The sequence below is a fragment of the Aedoeadaptatus coxii genome (assembly GCF_001553115.1).
GTDB classification, from domain to species: Bacteria; Bacillota; Clostridia; order Tissierellales; family Peptoniphilaceae; genus Aedoeadaptatus; species Aedoeadaptatus coxii.
On the sequence record NZ_KQ960172.1, the window covers coordinates 240,065 to 263,104 of the forward strand.

The window sequence follows — 23,040 nt, forward strand, 5'->3', positions numbered from 1 at the left end:
ACAAAACACCATATTTGATACATTTTAACGGCACTGCCGCTTAGGGTACGGAACTCATACTCAGGGGTACGAAAATGAGCAAGGGGTACGAAAACTAATACGCTAACCCTAAAACAAAAGGGACTGACTGCAAACATGAGCTTGCAGTCAGTCCCCTTTTCATAATAATTGGAGTTGCTAAATTAAAATAAATTGGTTCAACTGAGTTGCCAGTTACTTGTCCTATTGAGTATTTTCTGGAAATCTTTATATATTCCTTCTTCTTCTATTAACTGTTCATGTGTTCCCTGCTGTACCAGCTTTCCTTGGTCTATAACTAAAATATTGTCAGCGAACTGTATTGTGTTTAGCCTGTGGGCAATAACGATCAATGTTTTTCCTTTGACCAAGGCGGATATGGCTTGTTGAATTAAATGCTCGTTTTCAGGATCAACACTGGCAGTTGCTTCATCTAATATAACGATAGGTGCATCTTTTAGTATGGCACGAGCAATGGATAAGCGTTGTTTTTCTCCTCCTGAAAGTGTCGATCCGCCTTCGCCAAGCATCGTGTTATAGCCGTTTGGTAAATTCTCAATAAATTCATGACAAGCCGCCTTTTTGGCAGCTTCTTTAATCTCCTCGATGCTGGCTTCCGGTCTGCCGAAACGAATGTTGTTTAATATCGTGTCATGAAACAGATAGACATGCTGAAAAACGATTGAAATATATTGCAGCAGAGTATCACAAGTCATTTCCCTGATATCATGTCCATCGATAGAAATAGACCCATGATTGACATCATAGAATCTGGCAAGCAAATTACAGAGCGTTGTTTTACCGGAACCGGAGGGTCCCACGATGGCTAAAGTTGAATTTTCGGGAAGAGAAAAGCTCACATTCTCGATAACATTTTTGTGATCGTAAGCGAAGGATACGTTCTGATAAGAAATGTCAAAATTGTTTAAAACAATGTCTTTTGAATCTTCGTCGATATAGTTTGCCGTCTTAATTGTTTGAAGTTTGTCCAGCGCTGCTCGCATCATTTCCAAGGTGTGAGAAGCAGTAGTTACCGTTTCCAAACGAGCAAACATAACAAATGAAAAGATCACTATCATGAGCATGATAGGCAGAGAAATTTCACCATGAATGGTTTGAAGGCATACCATAAAAGCGATTGCTACGGAGGTCAATTTTAGGCTTAACTGATAAAGACCGTTCGTCCACATGTAATCATTTTCTATTTTGATGTTGATGTCACGTTGATCGGAAAAAGATTTTTGTAGTTCCGCAACGGCGCTTCCTGTTCTCCCATAGGATTTAATAACCGTTATTCCACGGATAAATTGGAGTGTTGCGTTAATCATGCTATCATTGGCTTTCTGGCGCACCGCTGTGTTTTTCCGGCTATCTTTCACTAGTCGGCGCTGGAAAAATGCAGAGCATAATACACCCACTAAAGCAACAGTTGCCACTTTCCATGAGAAAAAAAGGATGGATAGAATCATGGCAAGAGTCTGCAAATAAGCTCCGATAACCGTATCCGTCATCTTCATGGCATACAATTCCAAAGCAGATAAGTCGGTTGTAACTGCTCCCGCAATGTCACCGGTCTTGTGACGATCAAAAAAGCCAAGGGAAACTCGCTTTAATATATCGCCTATCTCGATGCGCTCCTCGGCTGTTTTTTCATAAGCAATGCTTTCTTGAAAAACAGCCCGCAGATAGGAGAAGAAGAAACGACCCAAAACACAGAAAACCATAAACAAAAGCGCCCATAAAGCTTCCTTTGTGTGCAAACTCCTGAGCCCTGCCGTATCCTGCAGCATAAGGTTCAGAACATAAGCCGCTCCCATCAAGGGAAAAGCAATAAAGAAATTCTCTAATAACGACCAGACGATGCCCCAGTAAAATCTTTTTTTATAAGAGCCTGTCCAATCAACGATACGTTTAATCATGGTAAACATTTATTTATCCGCTCCTTTCTCTTGATTGGATGCCGCCCATGCTTTGGCACCAACATGTGCTTCCCACATGGAGCGGTAAAGGGAGCAAGCCTTCAGAAGTTCATTCTGCGTTCCTTCCGCCACTTTTGTGCCTTCCTGCAAAACAACGATTTTGTCGGCATTTTTTATCGTAGAAAGCCTATGGGCAATCACTAACAGCGTCTTGCCACGCGTTAGTTCATTAATCGATTTTTGGAGTTGAAGTTCATTTTCCGGATCAGTAAATGCGGTTGCTTCATCCAAAACAACGATAGGGGCATCTTTTAGTATTGCCCTGGCAATCGCTATACGCTGTTTTTCACCGCCCGACAGTTTATCCCCCGCTTCTCCAGCCGGCGTGTCCCAACCTTGTTCTAAACGTGAAATAAACTCTTCGCATTGTGCCATATGAGCAGCCTGAAACACCTCTTCTTTTGTTGCGGCCGGATTGCCTACGCGGATATTTTCAAAAAGGGACATATTGAAAAGAAAAGTATCCTGAGAAACATAGCTGATGAGTCCTGAGAGCTGTCCAAGTGGCAAAGAGCGTATATCCTTTCCTCCGATACAAATACATCCCTGATTCACATCCCAAAAACGCAAAAGCAATCGAGATAAGGTAGATTTTCCTCCGCCGGAAGGACCTACCAAAGCTACGAAAGATTCCTCTGGTATTTCTAAAGAAAAATCTTTAACGATAGGTGCTTGATCCTCTTCATAAGAAAATGTGACATCCTTATATGAAATGTCATAACCGGACAGTTCTTTCGACTCTTTTTCTTCCGGAAGCTCTTGCAAGTCTAAGATTTTCTGAACATCCAGCAGAGCGTATTCAATGGATTTATAGCTGTTGACAGCTGTCGTAAAGTATGAAACGGGGCCTACCAGACTTAAGGAAAGGATGATGGTAAGCGTTAGCTCAGCAGGTGTTAGATTTCCTGTAGCATAAAGCAAGATACCTGCCGGAAGAATGCCTAACAGTGTGCTCGGCAGTATCGCCGCTGCAAAATTCATCAGCGGCCAAGTGGAGCGAAACCAATCTAAAGTAAAATCTTTAAAGGACGTGATCGCATTCGTATATTTTTTATAGGATTTACTGGATTGATTAAAAGCCTTGACAACCTCAATGCCTTCCACATATTCCACAATCACACTGTCCACTTTTTTAGAAGCTTTCATATAGCTGTCATATTTGCTGTTAAATGTCTTCATGACGATCGCATAGGCGAGCACGCCAAAAGGAATGCAGGCAACAGATGCCAATGCGACTTTCCAATTCCATACCAGCATGAAAATAAATACGATAACAGGAAAAATCAGATTCGATAAGCCTTCCGGTATCAAGTGTGCCAAAGGTAATTCAATCGTTTCTACACGGTCAACAATAATGCTCTTGAGTTCACCGGCGGTTTTTCCTGTTACAGTTCCAAGCGGCAATCGCATTAATTTATCGGTCAGTCGACTTCGTATATTTTTAAGAATATGGTAGGCGGCATGATGAGACCGATTCGTTGAGATTGTGTGAAACAAGACTTTAAGGCCATATCCTGCGACGCACAAAAGGAACCAAGGGACAAGTGAATGCACAGAAATTTGACTGCTATCTTGTACTTTTGAGAAAAACACAAGAAGGACTTGATAGATCCCAAAATAAGGTAAAAAACCACAGAAAACGCTTAGCACGGCAAATAGAATAGATAGTATAAACTGTGGTTTCGCACTGTCTGCAAAAGACAGAATAATCGGCAATATTCTTTTTTTGCTTTTCAAAATAAAAACACCTCATTTCAAAACTGTTTTGGTCGAAGAGAATTCAACGTATTCTCTACAACAGTTTATGAAACAAGGTGTGGTTCGTTCCACCCTCTAATGGGAAAACAGCCCCATTCAGACAAGAGTTTTTCTATAGTCTCGTGGCGTTAATCCACGAAGGGACTTGAAGGCAGCTGAAAACTTGGATGGGTTTTGGTAGCCTAAATCATTCGCAATTTCAAGTATGCTCTTCGATGAATCTTGTAAGAGCAAAGCCGCTGCATTAACGCGATACTCTTTCATATAGGCATAAATCGATTTTCCATAAATAATTTTGAACGCTTTTTTCATAGATGTGAGTGGCATATCAATGAAACTCGAGCATTCGGTTAACGTATAAAATCGATCAAGATGTGAAGTCAACCTTTTTTCCAAAGATTTGATCTTAGTTACTTGGGCGAAATTTAAAAAGTCGTTTTGTTGTTTTGCCAAAGAAGTATCCATTCCATCCAAATAAAGAAGAAGTTCTAATACCTTAATTTTCAGATAAGAAACTCTATCTTTTTCAGGAATTTGATAAATTTCGGCTAAGATATGGTTCGTTTGTGGATTGGAACGCATAATAAAGGTTTCATAGCCTTTTGATGTTCTACAGAATTTGTTTTTCAAACTTTCCACATCAACCGGAAATCCGTTTAATAATGTCCTAATCGTTTCAGAACCCTGCGGAAATAGAATACTGATTGTGATTCCGTGATAGTGTTTGAGTGGAAAGTAAAACTCTCCGTAATGCTGGGTGCGTACTTCCATCTGCAAATCACCGGCGCTGATATAAGTGTACTTTTCCGGATGAATGCTATTTTCTATTCTTCCTTCTTTGCAGTAATCAATGGTGAACATCGATTGATGTGGCTTGAAAGCTGAGTAACAAGTTTTGAGATGAAAGTCATTAAAAAGTACAAAGACGCCTTCGAAAAGGGAGTAGCAAGTCATCGTCCCCGAGCCGGTTTCATCATGCAAAAAAAAGATAGAACTGCCATCTTCTCGTTTCTGCATTTTGATATTATCTCCCATATTGCCTAAGGCGTTCATTGTGATGAATCCTCCTCTCTAAAAAAATTCTGCAATTTCTGTACTGTCATCTGGTTCAAATCATATTGCTCCTTAATCTGCCCATCTTTCATTTCAACAATATGCTGACAGGCAAGAGCGATAAACTCCGGATCATGCGTAATAATTAAGCATGTTTTTCCTAAAAGAATTATTCTCTTTATAATTTCTGCAAAACGCTGCATGTTTTCCAAATCAAGACCACTGGTCGGCTCATCAAAGATTAAAACATCTCGATTGCTCATCAGAGCGGAGGCTACTGCAACACGCTGCTTTTGCCCTCCTGAAAGAGACATGGGATGTTCATCTTTAAAGTCATCCAGATGGAGTTCTTGGAGTATTGCCTCGGCTGCAGAGTGATTTTCTTCTTCCTGAGAAATCAAAAGCTCTTCCATAACCGTTTCTGTAAACAACTGATGATTCACTTCCTGTTGCACAAGATAGGTCAGATCACGTCTTTTTTTAGGTGGAATAATCTTGTTTTTATAGATCAGTTTGCTTTTATCTTTTTTTACCAGTCCGCAAAGAAGTTTGGCAAAAGTGGACTTGCCGGCACCGTTTGAACCTATGAGAGCTGTTGCCCTTCCCAGAGGAAGTTGAAACTTCGGAATATTCAATACGCTTTGCGTATTGTGGTAGGAAAAATTCACATCGTAAAGCTCTAAAAAATCTTTCGTCGGCGATAATGGATCGGAAGCTCCAAATGAAAGCTGTTTTATGTCCGGAATACGTATCCCATGCGTTTCATAAAACGAACTCGGTAACTCGAAAAAGTTAACGCCTTGATAATCTCCGATCATCTCGCCGGCATCAAGCAATACCACACGATCCACTAAATTTTTTAAATAATGGATGCGATGCTCGGCAATAACGATTGTTTTTCCCTCATCTTTCCAAAATTGTATCATCCCTTGCAAATTTGCGATAGCGGAAAAATCAAGATTAGCACTTGGCTCATCCATAAGAACAAGATTGGGAGAAAGCACAGCCACAGAGGCACAAGCAATTTTTTGTTTTTCTCCGGAAGAAAGATGAAACAAACTCTTTCCCATCAATCTCTCAATATGCAAAGAGGATACGATTTTGTTAAAGCGCAATCGAATATCTTCTTTTGACATACCTAAATTTTCACAGGCAAAAACCAGTTCACTATCCGTATCTACATTAAAAAACTGGCTGCGGGGATTTTGAAATACGCAGCCAACAATCGGCGCGAGTTCATACAGAGCAAGCGTTTGTGGACTTTTACCAAAAACAGATACACTTCCCAAACTTTTCCCTTCATAGTAATGAGGAATAAGTCCATTTAAAGCTCGTATTATGGTCGTCTTACCACATCCGGACATTCCCGTTAAAAGAACGCATTGACCGTCAGGGATTCTCAGATTGATATTTTTAACTGTACTTTGGTCAGAGGATGTATAGGAAAAAGAAAAATTTCTTATTTCTATCATGACGAACCTCCGATCTTATAAAAGATAAGTACACACAAGCTTACCAGGCAAAGCATCAGAAAGAGTATATCCTGCAAATGGAATCCAATTTTACAGACATTGGTGCGCCTAATCGGCGCGCCTAAGCCACGTGTTAAAGCAGATGCGGAAAGTTCGTCACCGATTTTTACGCAGGACACCATCAGCGGAACCAGACGATATTCCACAGTTTTCCACGGTTTTGAACCATCTAAAGAGATGCCTCTCATTTTCATTGCATCGGCTATGGCGTGATACTCTTCCAAGATGGTAGGAAAAAAGCGAAAAACAACGGAAAGTGGAATCGTAATCTGGGCAGGAACACGCATGCGTTCCATTGCTGCCATAAACTCGCTGATTTTCGTTGAGCTGAGCAAATAGGTACCCATGGCAAGCCCCGGCATCATGCGAACAAAAATACCGCAAAAAGCCACCAACAGAAAACCTAAAAATCCGGTAACGAGCGGCAAAAGATATATCTGCCCTACATAGGCCGCTATGAATAAAATGGCATATATGGCGGCATATTTCCACTTGCTTTCAATAAGAAACAGCATAAAGGGAACGGATATAAGGAGTATTCGAATCGGAGCCAGCCAATATCCATGTCCTCCTCCCACAACGACAGCAGCGATGGTGAAGACAAGAAGTATTTTTGTTCGAGGATCAAGAAATTCTTTTTTTGATCGCGTTTGAATAGGCTGCATGATAGATTAGACAATCCCGGCGCGTTCGAACTGTTTTTTTAGAAGGGAACGTCCAATCAAAGCACCAAGGATGCCCGCGATAAACATGCCTACAAGTAATGGGATCAAACTCCAGTCCGGAATAAGCTTCATAAGTGCATCCGCATAGGCCTTTCCGTAGCCGCCTTGTGCTAAATTTTGATAATAAGCATCACGGCTAATAACAATAGGAATATAGTTGCCGATCAGCCATATTGAAAAAATACCTTTGCTGAGAATTACTTTTTTTGCACTGGAATAATCCGAGGATTTTAATAACAAATCCGCTAAAAGGCCTGCGATAAGTCCGGTGAAGGGTGCATATACGCCCATTCCCATGACCCCGATTAGTAGTCCAAGCAAAAATCCCATAATGGTTATAAGCCCAAACTTTTTCGTTTTGCTCACAAACAACACATACGGAATACCGTCAATAAGCGGCACGATGATGCTTAAAAGCGGAATAAATATTGGTATATAACCCAGCATTGCTACTGCCATGCAAAGAGCAAACATAATGGCAGTAAAAATACCTGTGGTGATCAAATCTTTTGCTTTAATTCCAGATGATTTTTTCATACGATTAACCTCCATTGAGTTAGAATAAGCTAACTTAGCACATTTGATTAAACCTCTTTAAGAGCATTTCATTCAACCCCGATTAAAATAAAAAGCTCCATTCGGACATTTTATAGAGTTTTAATTTCTGAGCCATTTCTGAAGGTTATGCGAATATTTTCTTTGCTGAATACCGTGATATGATCTACAAGAGCACAGAAGCTCTGTTCGTCGAATGTTTGCAGAAGCCTGTCTTGTTTTTGTAGCTGCTTCAGGCAGAACTGGATCTCGGCTTTGGTCGCCTGCATCTTTTTAAGCTTTCCTTCGTCCTTCGCTAAGGCCACCTTTTTTCATTGTAGAAGCGTTCCAGATCTTCATACTTTGTTCGGTTTACCGGTGGCTATTTTTGCTGTAACTATATTTCTTTTTTCGGCGGTCTGCGATCGACGCGTACCAAGCTCACGACGGTGAAAAATAAATTGGCGCGGTGATTGTATCCGGTGTATTTCGCTTCCCAGCGGGTGGCGTATTTGCTCTTATAAGTTCGAAGCCCTTCGAAGGAATAAATGTTTCCGCCGAATTTAAACACGAAGTAAGCCAGTTTTTCCTGTAAAAAGCTGTGTTCGTTAATGCCTACATTGGCGAGGGGCGCCATGCCTAAATCGAACCAATGCATTCCCTGCTCTTTGAAATATAAAAACAGATTCAGGAATAAAAAGTCCATGGTACCGTTCGGCGACGTTTCGGGATCGTGACGCATTAAGTCGATGGTGGCGTAGCCTTTTTTGTAGACGGGCATTAAATTGGCGAAGGATACGATGCTCCCCTCTTCGTTTTCCACGACGGCGACGGCGCCGCGATTTAAATAGTCTTCGTCGAAGAAGCCCAAAGAAAATCCTTTTTCCCCTCGATTCCCCAACCATTGATCGGATATGGCCTTGAAGGTTTTTATGGTCTTATCGTCAAAAGGCGGTTCTAAGATTTTAAAGGAGTACCCTTCTTTTTCGAATTTATTTAAAACATTGCGAGCCGATCGTCTGTTTCTACCTTCCATGGTAAATTCGTCTAAGTTGACGAGGGCAGCTTCGCCGAATTTCATAAAATGGAAGCCAAAATCGTGAAGTTTCATTATAAAATCTCGCGACACTTCGTAGAAGACGAGATCGTAACCTAATACGTCGACGTGGCGAATAAATTTGCGAATACAATCGTCAACATCTTCGGGATTTCCCATAGGTTCCCCCATAACGATGACATTGTCCGCTTCGGTCTTTAATTGAATAGCACAGCGATCTTCCCCATCGACGGTGTACCAGTAGAGCTGTTTGTCGCCGAGAAAAACCAGACCTGCATCTAAATCGCCGCCGTAAGTTTCCAGCAAATGACGCACCCGATCCAGATCCGGCGCTTCTCCGACGGTTTCCCCTTTTCCGCGAACGTAATATAAAATCGCGTATAGAACCGCCGCGCTAATGACGATGAGCAAGCTGATCCGCAGCCAATTTTCCTCAAAGGGTATGACGATAAAATCTTTCGCCCGCAATATTAGGCGCATCCCCTTCGCCTTGCCGGCGATGGAAAGTAAATAGAGCATGCCGAAGAATAGGGCGATGCATAAGTCCATGGTTAAGCTTTCGGCGCGGTAGACGAACTGGGTTCTGTAAAGATCTTTTCGCGTGGAAATGGTGAGGATCGTGAGCAAAATGAGATAAGCGTAGGTTATGACGCCGAAGCCCGTCAGCATGGCGTAGAAAAAGGTAATGGCCAGGAAGATCATCGTCGGCTTAAAGGATCTCGTTTGATTTTCAATGTTTAACCGCCCCAGCAGAATAAACACGAGGCCTAATAGAATGCTCGGGAACTGGTACAGTATATTGGCGTGAATGGGATTTAATTTCGCGAGCCATTTAATCGTGCTCACCTGATCGGGAATCGTGGCCGATAGAATCATAAAGATCCCGAATAAATACATCATTAAAGAACAAATATCGTGGCCGATGGATTTTAAAAATTCCGCCGGTATACCGTCGTTTTCTTCGTTAAAGCTGTGGCCGAAATGCTTGATGAAAAAGTAGAGGCCGATTAAAAAGGGCACCACGTAATAGCATACGCGGTATAAGAGAAGCCACGCCAGCACGGTTTCATAGCCGACCCCTAAATTCCCGAGGCCCACCAATGTCATTAAGTCGAAAGAGCCTAAACTCCCCGGAATCATGGACACCATGCCGATGATGCTCGCCGACACAAGGACCGTCAATACTTGGGCGACGTGAAATTCCACGCCCATACATTTACCGATGAAGAGGAAAAGGCAATAGGCACCGCCCCATTCCAAAAACGATGTAAGGGCCAGGCGAGCTTGCGCCCATAGGGGCACCCGCTTCCCTTCCCCTTGTTTTCGATTGGAAAATAAAATGACAATGGGAGAGTATAAGACGCCGCCAATAAGCCAGGGCGCATAAGTCGTAACGCCAGTATCTCGACTCAGTGCCATGTAGAGAAGACCCATGGCCGACAAAATGGAAACGCCGATAAGGTGATAAATATGGGTTTCCAAAATCACCTTTAAAAGCTCCACCTTATTTTTCTTATCGCCGTAATAATAATTTCGAAGCCCCATGTTAATAATCCCGCCGAAGCCGATGAGATTATTCATGGTATTAATGGTAAAGCTCGTCTCGTAAAGATAGCGCTTTTCGTGTTTCCCGTCGATTAGGCGATTTAAAATCACCTCATATTCGAGCATGGGCAATACCGACACGATCCCTGCAAGGACCAAAAGGATCACGATAAAAGGCGACACGCCCTGCAGTACGGCGGTTAATTTATCGTAGGAAATTTCCTTGGATAAACTTTTAAATTCCAAGACCACGAGAATAAACACCGACAGAATAAACAATGGCTCGATGTATTTTTTTATACCTTGAATTACTCTTTTCATGACTCTCCTTTTAAAAATGACAATACGATTTGATTAAAGGTCGGCGCATCGGTGCGCGCCAAGTTATGGCCCTCCCTCGGCACTTCCACAAAATGGCCGTGAGGAAGAAGGGAAGCGATGTATTTCGAATGAGATTCTTCGATCACGTCGTTTTCACCGACGATGACCATGGAAGGCGCGTCCACATCTTTTAATTCCTCCGGCGGCAACACTTCCTCTTGTAAGAGAAGCTTCGCCTGTAGTTTTGAATTCTTAAAGCGACGAGACAGCATATTTAAAACAACATTCATGCCAAATTGCAAATAGGAAAGAAGCCGGCTGTACCACTTCGTGCCCTTAAAAAACAAATTGCCTGAATTTAACACGAGCTTTTGCACATAATCGGGAAAGCGAGCGGCAAACACCATGGCGAGATTCGCCCCGTCGGAAAAGCCGACGATGGATACCTTATGAAGTCCAAGGGCATCTAACGATTCCTTCGTATCTTCGGCCATTAAATCGAAATCCAAATGATCGCCGCAATTGGTGCTCCTGCCGTGTCCGCGACTGTCTAAAAAAACGAGCTGAAACGCCTTTTTAAACGACGCCACCTGATATTGGAAAAAGTGGCTGCTTCCCCCATTGCCGTGTAAAAACAAAACCGGCTCGCCACTGCCGAAAATCGTATAAAAAATTTTCGTACCGTCCTTTACGGTAACATAGCCATTCTTCTTCATAAACGCCTCGATTGCAAACATAAAATGCGAAACCTTATTTATCTATTATAAACTTGCGCACAGAAAAAGACATCTTCCCCGGGGGAAAATGTCTTTCTTGATGACCTTCGACCATGCTTTTAGCTAAAGTCTTTTAAAGAGTTGTCCACCAATTCATTTTCGAGCGGTGTTTTATACTCCGATTCTTTCATGTAGCTGCTGACAGCTTTACGTACTCTCGTCGTGGAGGCGATGGTGCCCATTCCGGCGATGCATCCGCCTTCACATGCCATGCCTTCCAAAAGATATCCGTCTTTTTTGCCGGCCTTTGCCATTTGAAGCATGCGGATACATTCCTTCAGGGAGTTGGCGCCTTCGATTTGAATATCCCGTTCGGGATCGATGCGTTCGGCAACTTCTTTTACCGCTGCCGCCACGCCGCCTGCCATGGCGTATCCTCTCGCCGAGGAGGAGGACTCTACTTCCCCTTCTTCCGTTTCGATTTCGGAAGGTTCGATGTCCATGGCGACGAACATGCCCATAAGCTCTTCGAAGGTGATAACGAAGTCGACGTATTCTTTTACATCACTCGTAATGGACTCAACTTTTTTCGACGTACAGGGTCCGACGAAGCAGACGATGGCGTCGGGGTCTTTGCGCTTAATGTGCTCTGCCGTGTAGCGCATGGGGCTTCCCGAGTCGGAAACGTAATCTTTCATTTCCGGGAATTTGTATTGAATGAGCAGTGTCCACGAGTGGCAGCAGCTCGTACCCATAAAGGGAATTTCCTCCGGCACACGTTCCAAATATTCTTTGGCTTCGTGAAGGGTGGTGTAGTCGGCGCCGAGGCCTACTTCGATCATGTCTTCGAAACCTAATTGTTTCATTGCCGCACGCACTTGTTCCGGCGTGGTTTTAGCGCCAAACTGGCCGATGTAACTGGGCGCGGGAATAGCGTAAATGCGCTTATCTTTTTGTTTAAGTGCCTTGGCCAATTGATAGATCATGGTCTTGTCGCCGACAGCACCCCAAGGGCATTGTACGACACAACGTCCGCAACCGACGCATTTATCGTGATTAATAACGGCGCGACCCATTTCGTCGCTTTCAATGGCGCCTACGCCGCAAACAGATGCGCAGGGGCGATCGTACTCGACGATGGCGTGATAGGGGCAGGTGCGTTGGCAACGGCCGCATTTCACACATTTTTCCTGATCGATTACGGCGCCGTATTTGCCGATGCTGACGGCGTTAACCGGACACACATTGGTGCAAGGACGTGCCATACATTTACGACAGTTATTCGTAACGGTTAATGCGCGGGTCGGGCAGGCTTCGCAGGCAAATTTAATAACATCTACCAGAGGCGGTTCGAAAATACTCGTATCTACATCGACATTGTCAAAGCCGTCGGTAACCGGTATGTATTCTCCGTAATCTCTCAAATCCATGCCCATGGCCAAGCGAATCATTTCTTCGGCGATAGCACGTTTACGGAAAACATCTTCCAAATCATCGGGCGTGTTGCCCGGATAGAGTCTATAACCTACGGTTTCCAATTCATCCAACGGCGTATCAGTAAATGCCATCTTCGCAACTTCGGCAAATACGAGTCTGCGAAGACCCATGACACTAGCGTAACTTTCTTTCAATGACTTATCCCCCTACTTTTCGATCTTTCCTGCGCGGCGCAGGACTTCTTCACAAACTACTTGCGTTTTAGCTGTGGTTATGATGTCGCCGTCGATACTGACGACCGGCGTTTTTTCAATGCCTTCGGATTTGCAGACTCCGTAGCAATTTTTTTGAACGATTTCCAACTCGCCTTCTTCAAAATAACGCTCTTGTAAATCTTCCAATTCGTCGAGCATGTGGCTCGAGCCCATCATCGTGCAGCGTGCACCGACACAAACTTTTACTTCCATGACATTCTCCTATCTACAGAATCCTATTGAGGGTTCTTGTTGACAATGGATCGGAAGCCCGGGTTCTTTTGGAGTACTTCGTAGACGGGAACGCTGATCAATGTGCAGATAATGACCTCGCTGGCCGCTACGGAAAGACTCATGGTCAAGAAACCGATGATTCCGCCGCCGAAAGCTAGAACTAACTCAAAACCAATAATCCACGCAAATAGGGCGGGCATTAGGCTCGCCACCCACTTATTGTGGACCCTACTCATGAAATAGAGACTGATCGCCGTGTGGAATGTTCCGAACACGAGATCGTATGCGCCTAAGGGCGATGTAATGTTAGATAAAAACACCCCTAAGACGATGCCCGGGCCAAAGCTCGGGTTAAAAAAGACCAACATATTCATTACTTCCGATACGCGGAATTGAATGGGTCCGTAAGAAATTGGTGAAAATACAACCGTTAAGGCATAGTATACGGCTGCTAATACTGCCGTTGTTGCGATCCAACGGGTGGTAAGTTTATGCTTCATGCTTGGCACCTTCTTTCATTCCTTGATTGCTGTGGGCTAATCGGCTGGCAGCTGCTGCGGCTATGGCTGCCACTAAATCATCGGTAAAGGTAGTGACTTCTTTACCTTTCATTTTGTCGAGTTTGTCGATAATGCCGATTTTCTTTTTGTCTAAATAGCCGAAGTTGGTAAGGCCGATGGAACCGTAAATGTTCACTACGGCAAGGCTCAACACTTCGTCGATGCCATAAAGTCCTTCGTCATCTTCGATGATGGACTGAATGGGCTCGTCAAAAAGTTTTTGATCCACAGCTTTGTCGATGGCGAGGGCCGTCAACACGGCGTGAATGGTTTCACGCTTGCGAAGAACTGCCAAGACATTTTCTTCACACATTTCCATTGTAATGGGCCCGTAATCTTTTTGCAACTCGTACACAACGTCTGCAATATCGCGAATAGCGACGCCTTTTTTCTCTAAGGCATCGATACTTTTATTGAATAATTCTTCCATATCGTAACGATACATTATGACCTTCTTTCTTCTCGTTCGCTTATGGGTCTACGTTTAGCCGCCCGTCTGCGGTTACGTTTAGCCACCCGTCTGCGGTAATGCAGCATTCGCTTCCACGCCGCAAGGATCATGGCGATCTGGGCCACAAAGGCAAATGCCATATGGATTTGTGGCGTGTACCGTAAACGCAAAAGTCCCATGACGACTACCTGAGGCAACATGGCGATATCCAGAGGAAAGCGCCACATGGAGCGGAAAGGCCCTCGTAAAAAGGCGTCGCTTCCGCCGCCGAAGTAGGCCGCTACCATTAACACACCCCAAAACACGGCGGGCACAAATAAAAGGCTGAGCACATCGACAAAGGATCGCAGGCGCATGAGTTTCCCCGCGCCGACATATACCGCCCCGACGGCAAGCACTGCCGCGATGCGGAAAATGATATGTCGATACAAAAAACCTTCTAACAAGGGGGCGTGATGGAGGGCGATGGCGATGACCGAACACAGTAAGATCATCACCGCCTGCGTCGCCGCAAAAATTCTACCGTTAGTCCGCATTCGTCGCTCCCTGGCTGTCTAAAGAATCTTTCAGCCCATCGGTAAATTGCACGCTGCCATCGGCGAAGATCCAGTAAGCTTCCACGCCGTCTAAGGAATCTACAAGCTTACGCCCTTTGTCGTAAGGCATACAGAACACGGTGGTGGAGAGGAAGTCGGCATAGCCGCTGTCTTTGGTAACGATAGTGACCGAACGGGCATGGGTGGCCGGCATTAAGGTGTCCGGATCGATTAAGTGATGGTAGTGCTTTCCGGCGACGATGTAAAAACGTTGATAATCGCCACTGGTGACGACGGAGGTGTCGTTGGCGTAAAGAACATCTTTCATGTTGTCCGCGCCTTCCGTACCGCCGATAACGGCTTCGGGATTTTGCAAACCGATGCCGAAATATTTACGATCTTTTTCCGGAGCCGAACCGATGATTTTGACATTCCCGCCGGCACTGATAATCGCCGCCGGACAGCCTTCTTTACGAAGTTCTTCCCCGATTTTTTCCGTAGCATAGCCTTTCGCTACGGCGCCTAGGTCGATTTTAAGCTTGGGATCTTTGATTTCTACCGCCAATTCATCGGGGTATAAGACGATGTCGTCAATATTGGTGTGTTCATTGGCGTCACGTAATGCTTCCATAGGAGGAAGTTTAGCATCGGGATGGCCTTCTTTTAATACCTCGTCGTCGCTCTCCGTTCCACCCTCCGGTGCCACTTCGTATTTGTCGCGGTATTGTTGCCAAATAGAGGTGACGGCGCCGAAAGCAATGTTGGTTTCGCCGAACTTTTTATATTCTTTTATGGAATAGTCGATGAGATCGTAAAGTTCCTTGTCGACGACTACCTTTCCCTTTCCCGCATGATCGTTCAAGGTTTTTAAATTGGTCATGCCGTCGAAATTCTTAAATCCGTTATACAGACGATCCAATTGTTGATAGCGATCGTGAATTTGTTTAAGGTATTGATTGCCTTGTTTTTCGTTATCTGCATAGACCATGGCACTGATCACCGTATCAAATGTATCGTAATAAGTGGCCTCATAACGCGTCAGCTCTTTTTTTCCGCAGCCGCTTAAAAGTAAAAGGCATGCCATTAGAATGGATATTAATTTTTTCATGGTACTCCTTTCATAAAGGAAACATACATAGAAAAAGAACGGGAGATCCCGTCCTTTAAATTCGAATAGACGATAAAAAATCCCAATGAAACACAATCCCGAAGGGTCGATTAAGTAGAGATTTCCTTCTCTATTTTATAAGATAGTTTCATCTCTGACAAGTCTTTCCCCTAAAATACATTGCATACGCAGGCCTCGATCACTTAATGGAAATTGCCGATTATTTTTTGTCGCCGTCTGAAGATACCGTCATGCTATAATGTCTCTATGTTTTTAAAATAATCGGAAGAAGATTCCGTTATCAAATGGTTCATTATCCATTCTGTTTAGGAGGTTTTTATGTTTCAAGAAGATGCTAATCGCTGGGCGGAAGCGGCAAAGAACAAAGTGAATTTGTTGCACTCCCATCCGGGAGGGTATTTTATCGCCTCTATGCTCGCCGGGCTTTTCGTCGGATTCGCCATTTGCCTCGTATTTACGATTCAAGCCCTTATGCCCGCCCCATCGACTAAGATCATCATGGGCTTTTGTTTTACCATCGCCCTTACCCTCGTCGTCGTCGCCGGGGCGGAGCTTTTCACGGGAAATAATATGGTAATGACCCTCGGCCTTGCACGAAAAACCGTCACTCTCCCCGACGCCTTAACCCTTTGGACGGTTTGCTGGATCGGAAATCTGCTCGGCTCGATTCTTTGTGCCGCTCTTTTCGTCGGCGCAGGTTTCGCAACAGGCTCTGCAGCAGACGTCTTCACCCAAGGGGCTCTCGCAAAAACCGAAATCGCCTTTTTCCCCCTCGTGCTCCGCGGCATATTATGTAATATGCTCGTTTGCCTTGCTGTTTGGGGATCGGGGCGCATAGCAGACGGCGCCGGCAAAATCCTTTTTATCACCTTGTGCATCGCCACCTTCGTCATTACGGGCTTTGAACACAGTATCGCCAACATGACCCTTTTCTCCATCGGTCTCATGGCGAAATCCGCCGTTCCCCTCGCCTTTTCAGGCGTCGTTCATAATCTTATTGCCGTGACCCTTGGCAATATGATTGGCGGCATTTGTTTTGTAGGGATTCCCTACGCACTCATTGCAAGAGAATAAAACGAAACCTCCGATGATTCGGAGGTTTTTTCGTTACAAATAAAGTTTTCCACGCATAAAGACGAGAACTAAAAATGCCAAAATTAAAAGACTGCCCATAGTGTATCTATATCCTTTTTTCATGTCAACTAAAAATATGTTACCCGCCAAGGCGAGAGTGCCTACGAGCCAAAGATAGTATTCCATTTCGCCGCCCAGATTGTAAAGTTTTATTCGATTGCCTGCAATAGCGAACATGGATAGGCTGTAAATGATGCTGCACAATGTTCTGACGATTCGTTTCATAAATTTCTCCTCTATTTTTCTATGGATTTATTATAATTTTTTCATTGCGATTCGTCCAGATAGTGATATGGATTTTCTTTTACGACGGCTCCACAAAAAAAGCCGAGAGATACACTCTCGACTTTTCATTACCAGCCCCCGCTGGCGCCTCCTCCGCCGGATGAACCGCCTCCGCCGAAGTTTCCGCCGCCACCGAAAGAGCCTCCGCCAAAGGAACCCCCGCCAAAACCTCCGAATCCTCCGCCCGGGAAGATGAAGGGGCCGGATCTCGGTCCGCGGTAATAGCGTCTGCGTCGTCCTCCTCCGCCGCCGAAGAAGAAATTGATGATGAAGATAAGGAGAATGACGCGCACTATAAGGCCGATGATATCTGATTCACCTTCATCCGATACCGGCACCGGTTCAGGAGTGGGCAAGTTTTCCATGCCGTCGATGGCGATGCCGTATTCCTCGCCGATAAGGTTTAGAATACGGCTAAAAGCGTTCAGAATGCCTTCCTCATAGTCTCCCGCCTTAAAATAGGGGGTAAGGTCGTTTAAGATCTGATTGGCCTTCATATCGGGAATAGCGCCTTCAAGGCCGTAGCCCACTTCGATTTTAAATTTTCTGTCTTCCATAGAGATCAGAAGCAAGATGCCGTTGTCTTTTTCTTTACTTCCGATTTTCCACTTTTCAAATAAATCCGTCGCCGCCGAATTAATGTCTTCCCCTTCGGGCAAGCGGTTTAACACGGCAACCACTACCTGAGCGCCGGTTTGCTCATAAAGGGATTCGTTAGTGGCGATGATTTTGGATTTCGCCTCTTCCGATAAAATATGGGCTTCGTCGTAAACGTAAAAGTCTCTCGTCGGCTCCGGCAGTGCGTCGGCAAATACCGGAGTTGCACATAATAAAACCAGAAAAAAGATGATGAGACTCTTTTTCTTCATAGGCTGTTCCTAGAATTTAACCGTCGGCACTTTGTCGGCGCCTTCAGCTAATTGGAAATATTCTCTCGGGCCAAATCCCAACATTTTCGCCACAAGATTGGTGGGGAAGTGTTTCACCGCTTTGTTAAAATCGGCTACTTTTTCGTTGTAACGCTTCCGTTCCACGGCAATGCGATTTTCCGTGCCCGCCAGTTCCGCTTGTAAATTTTGGAAACTTTCGTTGGCCTTAAGATCCGGGTAGGCTTCCGCCACTACATTGATGTTGCGAATGGCCTCGTTCATTTGCTCGTTGGCTGCAGCATATTCTCCGGGAGTTTTAGCCGATTGCACGGCACTGCGCGCTTCGGTCACTTTCGTAAACACATCTTCTTCGTGTTTTGCATAGCCCTTTACGGTCTCTACCAGGTTCGGGATTAAGTCCGCACGGCGCTGCATGGTGTTTTCCACTTGCGCCCATGCCTGGTTCACATCTTCATCTTTCACTTGCAGTTTGTTGTAAGTGGATCCGAATAAACCGACCACCGCCAGGACGATCAGTATAACGGGTAAAAACTTTTTCATAGATTCTCCTTTGCATTAATATGGGTAATCTTCAGTGTTTCCATAGAGGCATCCAACATGGCCTCAATGTCTAAATTAGCTTCCGAACGTTCCATATCCTCCACCGTCGGGCGAAGGCTCGGGTGTTTCGGTAAAAAGACGGTACAACAATCCTCGAAAGGCTGAATGGACGTTTCGTAGGTTTCGATTTTCTCCGCCCATCGAATAATATCGACCTTGTCCATGCCGATAAGGGGTCTGAAAATAATAGGTTCCGCCACATTATTCATCACCGTTAAGCCGTCGATGGTTTGGCTCGCCACTTGCCCTAAATTTTCTCCGGTTACTACGGATTTATAGCCGTATTTTTCCGCCAAACGATTGGCGATGCGCATCATAAAGCGACGAGAAAGTACCGTCATTTCTTCCGGCGGGCAATTTTTGTTGAGCTCTTTTTGAATGGGCAAAAGGTTGACGCTGTATACCGTCATCTTCGTTACATAACGGGCTAAAATTTTGGCGAGGTCCATTACCTTTTCCTCAGCCCTCGGCGAGGTAAAGGGATAGGAATGGAAGTGGAGTGCGTCGATTTGTACGCCGCGCTTTGCCATTAAAAAGCCCGCTACCGGCGAATCGATGCCGCCGCTTAAGAGCAAGAGGCCCTTGCCGTTGGTACCTAAGGGTAGGCCGCCGTAGGTTTTGATTTTGTGGTGGTAAATGTAAATTTCGTTCTTTATGTCCACGTAAAGATGAAAATCCGGTGCGTGAACGTCGACGGAAAGCTTGTCGCCATAACGGTCGAGTATCACGGCGCCTAAATCCATGTTCACTTCCATGGAATCTTTAAAGAAATCTTTGTCGCTCCGCTTCGTAAGGACTTTAAATGTGGCGTATTCGGGATTTTCTTTTAAAACGTCGCCGACATATTCCGCGGCCCGTTCTTTCAATGTATCCCAATCTTTTTCAAAGCACCAGCTCGGTGAAATGTAGACGATGCCGAATACAAATTGCAGCCGTTTAATTGCCGCTTCTTCTACATCGGGATCGATCTCCACCTGAATTTTCCCCATTTCAGGGATAATGTTTTTATACCCAATATCACTTAAAATACTCTCGATGTTTTGCACGATGCGTCGTATAAAAAAGCGTCGATTGGCGCCTTTTAAAACGACCTCACCTAAACTTAAACTTAAAACTCTCTTCATTCTATCTCCTCATTATATCCCGCACGTCGGCGACGGCAGTTTTCAGCTCTTCTATAAATTCTTCCAGTTCTTCCATGGTCGTGTCGCGACTCAAACAAATGCGAATGGTCCCCTGAGCAAGAGAATCCTTTATCCCCAGTGCCGTTAAAATGGGATTCTTTCCCGTGCGATGGCTGGAGCAGGCGCTGGACGTTGAGATGTAAATCTCTTTTTCCTCAAGCATATGGAGGAGCACCTCGCCTCGCGTGTCGTCGATACTCACGTTTACAATATAGGGACTTGCAGGTTCTATGGAGTTAATGACCACATCCCCGATGGATTCGACACCCTCTTTTAAAAACTGCCATCTTTCACGGGCTTCATCGAGGCAAATTCCTTCCTCTTTCAGCGCGTCAAAGGCTGCGCCTAATCCGTAAATGCCGGGTGTATTTTCCGTACCGCTGCGAAAACCCATTTCCTGTCCGCCGCCGTAAAAATAAGGTGTCATCGGTTTTCTCACGAGAAGACCGCCGATACCCTTCGGCCCGTGAAATTTGTGGCCGCTGAAAGAATAACTGTCGCAGCCGATTTTATCGAAATCGACGGGCAATTTTCCTACGGCTTGCACACCGTCGATGTGGACTTTAATGCGCGGGAATTTTTCTTTTATTTCCGGCACCCATTCCTCGACGGGATTAATGGTGCCCAATTCGTTATTCACGTGGAAAAGAGAAAGAAGCATGGTGTTTTCGTCTATGGCTTCCACTACTCTCTCTTTTGAAACGTGACCTGTGGAATCGATGGGCACATAACGTACCTCCACATCCTGTGCCTTTAAAACGTTTAAAATCGAGGGATGTTCGATATTCGTCGTCACCACATTATTACCAAAGCGCTTACCTTCCAAAATCGCGCTGTTAATGGCCGTATTATTGGATTCGGTAGCGCCTGAAGTGAAATAAAGTTCACCGCTGCAATGGAAATAATCTTTAATATTTTTGCGAATGGCTTCCTTCTTTTTTTCCACCTCGACAGCCGCTATATGTAAACTCGACGGATTGTAAAAGTCTTTTTCTAAGGCCTCCACCATTGCCTTTACAACGGATTCTTTCGGTTTCGTCGTCGCACAGTTATCCAAATAAATCATAAAATCCCTCCCTTTTTCCTATGATATACTACTCTAAGGAGGATACCATGGTCAATTACTTACAACTTTATTGTTCCCATTACGGCCCCGGGGCGCGCCCCTTCGCCTTTATATTGTCACAAAACGGCACGCTCTTTTTCGATTTTGAAAGAAAAGATGCTACATATGATTGGATCGCATCCCTCGATCGGCTCTTAAGAGATATGCCCGAAAACGATGTGCTCTACACTTTTAACAGCGGATTTGAACAAAAAACGGCCGCGCCACTCTTATCAAAAGAATCACTGAGTAAACTTTCAAATTCTGTGGATCTCTACAAAGAGATAAAAGCCCGCACACGCATCGTGCCTTTTAAAAGTTATTCAATGGAAAGTTTATCCCATGAGAAAGTGATCCTCGGGCCTGATCTTCATTTACTCCTGAAAGAAGGGCGTGAAAATGAAGTACAAGAGGCCATGAAGCGTAATATAAAAGCCATGGAACAGATCGGCGCAGTATACGAGCGTCTCGTGGAAGAGCAGAGCGCAAGCGACATTTGGATCGATGCCATTTCGCCGTCACCTTTTACCATTACAGGGCATACCAACGATTCGCTTTCACGCTATATTCAACGAGGAGACGCTCTCTACGAAGAAAAAAACGGATTCTTTCGATTCGAGCTTCAAGCGACATGGCTTCCATACGATCAAAACACAAAAGCTCTCGTCGTGGAAACCGATGTACCCATTCAGTCGATGGTAAATTCGCCGCCCGGTTACCTCATCTTTGCTTTAGGCAAGGAGGTCTTTTACTCTACGATCCTCGAATTTATCCATTATCTACGCCACCTTAGCGACTAAATCAATTGAATACATTTCCATACGAAAAAAGGTCGAGTATCACTCGACCTTTTTTGGCAGGAGTAGTAGGATTTGAACCCACGGCATTTGGTTTTGGAGACCAACGTTCTACCACTGAACTATACTCCTATAATAATAAGTAAATACTACCAGATTTTAAATCCTCATGCAACTGTGCCTTCCGGAATTATTCTGATATAAAAAAACTGCAGCCACTGCTACAGTTACGGGTAACTCAATTGGTGCCCAGAGCCGGAATCGAACCAGCGACACGCAGATTTTCAGTCTGCTGCTCTACCGACTGAGCTATCTGGGCAAATTTGGTGGGCCCTCAGGGACTCGAACCCTGGACCTACCGGTTATGAGCCGGGAGCTCTAACCAACTGAGCTAAAGGCCCTCGTTATGGCGGAGAAGGAGGGATTTGAACCCTCGCGCCCCGTGAAGGACCTACTCCCTTAGCAGGGGAGCCTCTTCAGCCACTTGAGTACTTCTCCAATATGGCGGAGAGGGTGGGATTCGAACCCACGTGGGCGTGAACCCTAACGGTTTTCAAGACCGCCTCGTTATGACCGCTTCGATACCTCTCCTATTTATGGTGATCCATCCGGGACTTGAACCCGGGACACCCTGATTAAAAGTCAGGTGCTCTACCGACTGAGCTAATGAATCATAATGGCTGGGGCGACAGGACTCGAACCTGTGGAATGCCAGAGTCAAAGTCTGGTGCCTTACCGACTTGGCTACGCCCCAATAATTGTTGATGGCGCACCTAGGAGGATTCGAACCCCCGACACACGGATTAGAAGTCCGTTGCTCTATCCTACTGAGCTATAGGTGCTCATGGAGCGGGTGAAGGGAATCGAACCCTCGCAACCAGCTTGGAAGGCTGGGGCTCTACCACTGAGCTACACCCGCAGTTGAATATCGAAATAAGTCTCCCGGTACACGATGATGAAAATGGTGGAGGAGAGTGGATTCGAACCACTGAAAGCTGAGCTAACGGATTTACAGTCCGTCCCCTTTGGCCAACTCGGGAACTCCTCCAAAGAGTGCTTACGCACTGGAGCTGGTGGGAGGACTTGAACCCCTAACCTACTGATTACAAATCAGTTGCTCTACCAATTGAGCTACACCAGCGTAGAATGACAATGCGAACATTGTCATAGTTGTTGGCGACCTGGATCGGGCTCGAACCGACGACC

The 23,040-nt window shown here is 45.0% G+C and carries 21 protein-coding genes and 11 tRNA genes; 2 read left to right on the top strand and 30 right to left on the bottom strand.

From position 1 onward, the window contains the following. Positions 1-197: 197 nt before the first annotated feature. The 14 genes from HMPREF1863_RS03825 to HMPREF1863_RS03895 all read right to left on the bottom strand — a co-directional run bounded on the left by HMPREF1863_RS03825 (position 198) and on the right by HMPREF1863_RS03895 (position 15,818). Positions 198-1,946 (bottom strand): ABC transporter ATP-binding protein, encoded by a 1,749-nt coding sequence (locus tag HMPREF1863_RS03825; RefSeq protein ID WP_068367533.1) that lies wholly within the window; start codon positions 1,944-1,946, stop codon positions 198-200. Further along, positions 1,947-3,734: an ABC transporter ATP-binding protein gene (locus tag HMPREF1863_RS03830; protein WP_068367535.1), complete on the bottom strand. Its 1,788-nt coding sequence runs from the start codon at positions 3,732-3,734 to the stop codon at positions 1,947-1,949. Between the two features lie 117 nt (positions 3,735-3,851). Next, on the bottom strand, positions 3,852-4,808 hold the full coding sequence (locus tag HMPREF1863_RS03835; RefSeq protein WP_068367537.1) for a helix-turn-helix domain-containing protein: 957 nt from the start codon (positions 4,806-4,808) through the stop codon (positions 3,852-3,854). Continuing rightward, complete coding sequence (locus HMPREF1863_RS03840; RefSeq protein ID WP_068367540.1) at positions 4,805-6,280, bottom strand: ABC transporter ATP-binding protein; 1,476 nt, start codon at positions 6,278-6,280, stop codon at positions 4,805-4,807. The genes HMPREF1863_RS03835 and HMPREF1863_RS03840 overlap by 4 nt, the downstream gene beginning before the upstream one ends. Beyond that, positions 6,277-7,005, bottom strand: coding sequence for an energy-coupling factor transporter transmembrane component T (locus tag HMPREF1863_RS03845; protein WP_068367542.1), 729 nt, complete (start codon positions 7,003-7,005; stop codon positions 6,277-6,279). The genes HMPREF1863_RS03840 and HMPREF1863_RS03845 overlap by 4 nt, the downstream gene beginning before the upstream one ends. Before the next feature lie 6 nt (positions 7,006-7,011). Then, positions 7,012-7,602: an MptD family putative ECF transporter S component gene (locus HMPREF1863_RS03850; RefSeq protein WP_083508501.1), complete on the bottom strand. Its 591-nt coding sequence runs from the start codon at positions 7,600-7,602 to the stop codon at positions 7,012-7,014. 394 nt (positions 7,603-7,996) lie between these two features. Beyond that, entirely contained in the window at positions 7,997-10,522 is a 2,526-nt protein-coding gene (gene mprF, locus HMPREF1863_RS03860; RefSeq protein WP_068367548.1) for a bifunctional lysylphosphatidylglycerol flippase/synthetase MprF, read from the bottom strand. After that, entirely contained in the window at positions 10,519-11,238 is a 720-nt protein-coding gene (locus HMPREF1863_RS03865; RefSeq protein WP_068367550.1) for an alpha/beta fold hydrolase, read from the bottom strand. The genes mprF and HMPREF1863_RS03865 overlap by 4 nt, the downstream gene beginning before the upstream one ends. A 119-nt stretch (positions 11,239-11,357) precedes the next feature. Further along, positions 11,358-12,869 (bottom strand): 4Fe-4S dicluster domain-containing protein, encoded by a 1,512-nt coding sequence (locus HMPREF1863_RS03870; RefSeq protein ID WP_068367552.1) that lies wholly within the window; start codon positions 12,867-12,869, stop codon positions 11,358-11,360. 12 nt (positions 12,870-12,881) lie between these two features. Next, positions 12,882-13,142 (bottom strand): (2Fe-2S) ferredoxin domain-containing protein, encoded by a 261-nt coding sequence (locus tag HMPREF1863_RS03875; RefSeq protein WP_068367554.1) that lies wholly within the window; start codon positions 13,140-13,142, stop codon positions 12,882-12,884. A 23-nt stretch (positions 13,143-13,165) separates the two neighbouring features. Next, positions 13,166-13,663: a QueT transporter family protein gene (locus tag HMPREF1863_RS03880; protein ID WP_068367557.1), complete on the bottom strand. Its 498-nt coding sequence runs from the start codon at positions 13,661-13,663 to the stop codon at positions 13,166-13,168. Beyond that, a complete protein-coding gene (locus HMPREF1863_RS03885; RefSeq protein ID WP_068367558.1) occupies positions 13,653-14,168 on the bottom strand; it encodes a phosphatidylglycerophosphatase A family protein in 516 nt (171 codons plus the stop codon). Before HMPREF1863_RS03885 ends, HMPREF1863_RS03880 begins: the two co-directional genes overlap by 11 nt. Beyond that, a complete protein-coding gene (locus HMPREF1863_RS03890; protein ID WP_068367560.1) occupies positions 14,168-14,710 on the bottom strand; it encodes a hypothetical protein in 543 nt (180 codons plus the stop codon). Before HMPREF1863_RS03890 ends, HMPREF1863_RS03885 begins: the two co-directional genes overlap by 1 nt. Next, a complete protein-coding gene (locus HMPREF1863_RS03895; RefSeq protein WP_068367562.1) occupies positions 14,700-15,818 on the bottom strand; it encodes an FAD:protein FMN transferase in 1,119 nt (372 codons plus the stop codon). Before HMPREF1863_RS03895 ends, HMPREF1863_RS03890 begins: the two co-directional genes overlap by 11 nt. Positions 15,819-16,157: 339 nt before the next feature. Here HMPREF1863_RS03895 and HMPREF1863_RS03900 point away from each other — a divergent pair, with 339 nt between their 5' ends. Beyond that, positions 16,158-16,913, top strand: coding sequence for a formate/nitrite transporter family protein (locus tag HMPREF1863_RS03900; protein ID WP_068367565.1), 756 nt, complete (start codon positions 16,158-16,160; stop codon positions 16,911-16,913). Positions 16,914-16,946: 33 nt separating this feature from the next. Here the strand turns inward: HMPREF1863_RS03900 and HMPREF1863_RS03905 are convergent, their stop codons facing one another. From HMPREF1863_RS03905 to HMPREF1863_RS03925, 5 genes are all read right to left on the bottom strand, one after another. Next, positions 16,947-17,198 (bottom strand): hypothetical protein, encoded by a 252-nt coding sequence (locus HMPREF1863_RS03905; RefSeq protein WP_068367566.1) that lies wholly within the window; start codon positions 17,196-17,198, stop codon positions 16,947-16,949. 128 nt (positions 17,199-17,326) lie between these two features. After that, positions 17,327-18,127 (bottom strand): TPM domain-containing protein, encoded by an 801-nt coding sequence (locus HMPREF1863_RS03910; RefSeq protein ID WP_068367568.1) that lies wholly within the window; start codon positions 18,125-18,127, stop codon positions 17,327-17,329. Positions 18,128-18,136: 9 nt separating this feature from the next. Further along, positions 18,137-18,688, bottom strand: a complete 552-nt coding sequence (locus tag HMPREF1863_RS03915) for a LemA family protein (protein WP_068367570.1) — start codon at positions 18,686-18,688, stop codon at positions 18,137-18,139. After that, a complete protein-coding gene (gene thiI, locus HMPREF1863_RS03920; protein WP_068367573.1) occupies positions 18,685-19,872 on the bottom strand; it encodes a tRNA uracil 4-sulfurtransferase ThiI in 1,188 nt (395 codons plus the stop codon). The genes HMPREF1863_RS03915 and thiI overlap by 4 nt, the downstream gene beginning before the upstream one ends. A gap of 1 nt (position 19,873) precedes the next feature. Further along, a complete protein-coding gene (locus HMPREF1863_RS03925) occupies positions 19,874-20,998 on the bottom strand; it encodes a cysteine desulfurase family protein (RefSeq protein WP_068367575.1) in 1,125 nt (374 codons plus the stop codon). 47 nt (positions 20,999-21,045) lie between these two features. Between HMPREF1863_RS03925 and HMPREF1863_RS03930 the strand changes: the two genes are divergently transcribed. Then, on the top strand, positions 21,046-21,837 hold the full coding sequence (locus HMPREF1863_RS03930) for a hypothetical protein (protein ID WP_068367577.1): 792 nt from the start codon (positions 21,046-21,048) through the stop codon (positions 21,835-21,837). A 54-nt stretch (positions 21,838-21,891) separates the two neighbouring features. Here HMPREF1863_RS03930 and HMPREF1863_RS03935 read toward each other — a convergent pair. From HMPREF1863_RS03935 to HMPREF1863_RS03985, 11 genes are all read right to left on the bottom strand, one after another. Then, positions 21,892-21,966: transfer RNA gene (locus tag HMPREF1863_RS03935), tRNA-Trp, on the bottom strand. 111 nt (positions 21,967-22,077) lie between these two features. Beyond that, positions 22,078-22,153 (bottom strand) — tRNA-Phe (locus tag HMPREF1863_RS03940). 5 nt (positions 22,154-22,158) lie between these two features. Then, positions 22,159-22,235, bottom strand: a tRNA-Ile gene (locus tag HMPREF1863_RS03945). Between the two features lie 6 nt (positions 22,236-22,241). After that, positions 22,242-22,332: transfer RNA gene (locus HMPREF1863_RS03950), tRNA-Ser, on the bottom strand. Positions 22,333-22,336: 4 nt separating this feature from the next. After that, positions 22,337-22,425: transfer RNA gene (locus HMPREF1863_RS03955), tRNA-Ser, on the bottom strand. Positions 22,426-22,431: 6 nt separating this feature from the next. Then, positions 22,432-22,507 (bottom strand) — tRNA-Lys (locus HMPREF1863_RS03960). Positions 22,508-22,511: 4 nt separating this feature from the next. Beyond that, positions 22,512-22,588: transfer RNA gene (locus tag HMPREF1863_RS03965), tRNA-Gln, on the bottom strand. Positions 22,589-22,599: 11 nt separating this feature from the next. Further along, positions 22,600-22,676: transfer RNA gene (locus HMPREF1863_RS03970), tRNA-Arg, on the bottom strand. A gap of 3 nt (positions 22,677-22,679) precedes the next feature. Then, positions 22,680-22,753: transfer RNA gene (locus tag HMPREF1863_RS03975), tRNA-Gly, on the bottom strand. A 43-nt stretch (positions 22,754-22,796) separates the two neighbouring features. After that, positions 22,797-22,882 (bottom strand) — tRNA-Tyr (locus HMPREF1863_RS03980). Between the two features lie 17 nt (positions 22,883-22,899). After that, positions 22,900-22,975, bottom strand: a tRNA-Thr gene (locus HMPREF1863_RS03985). Between the last annotated feature and the right edge of the window lie 65 nt (positions 22,976-23,040).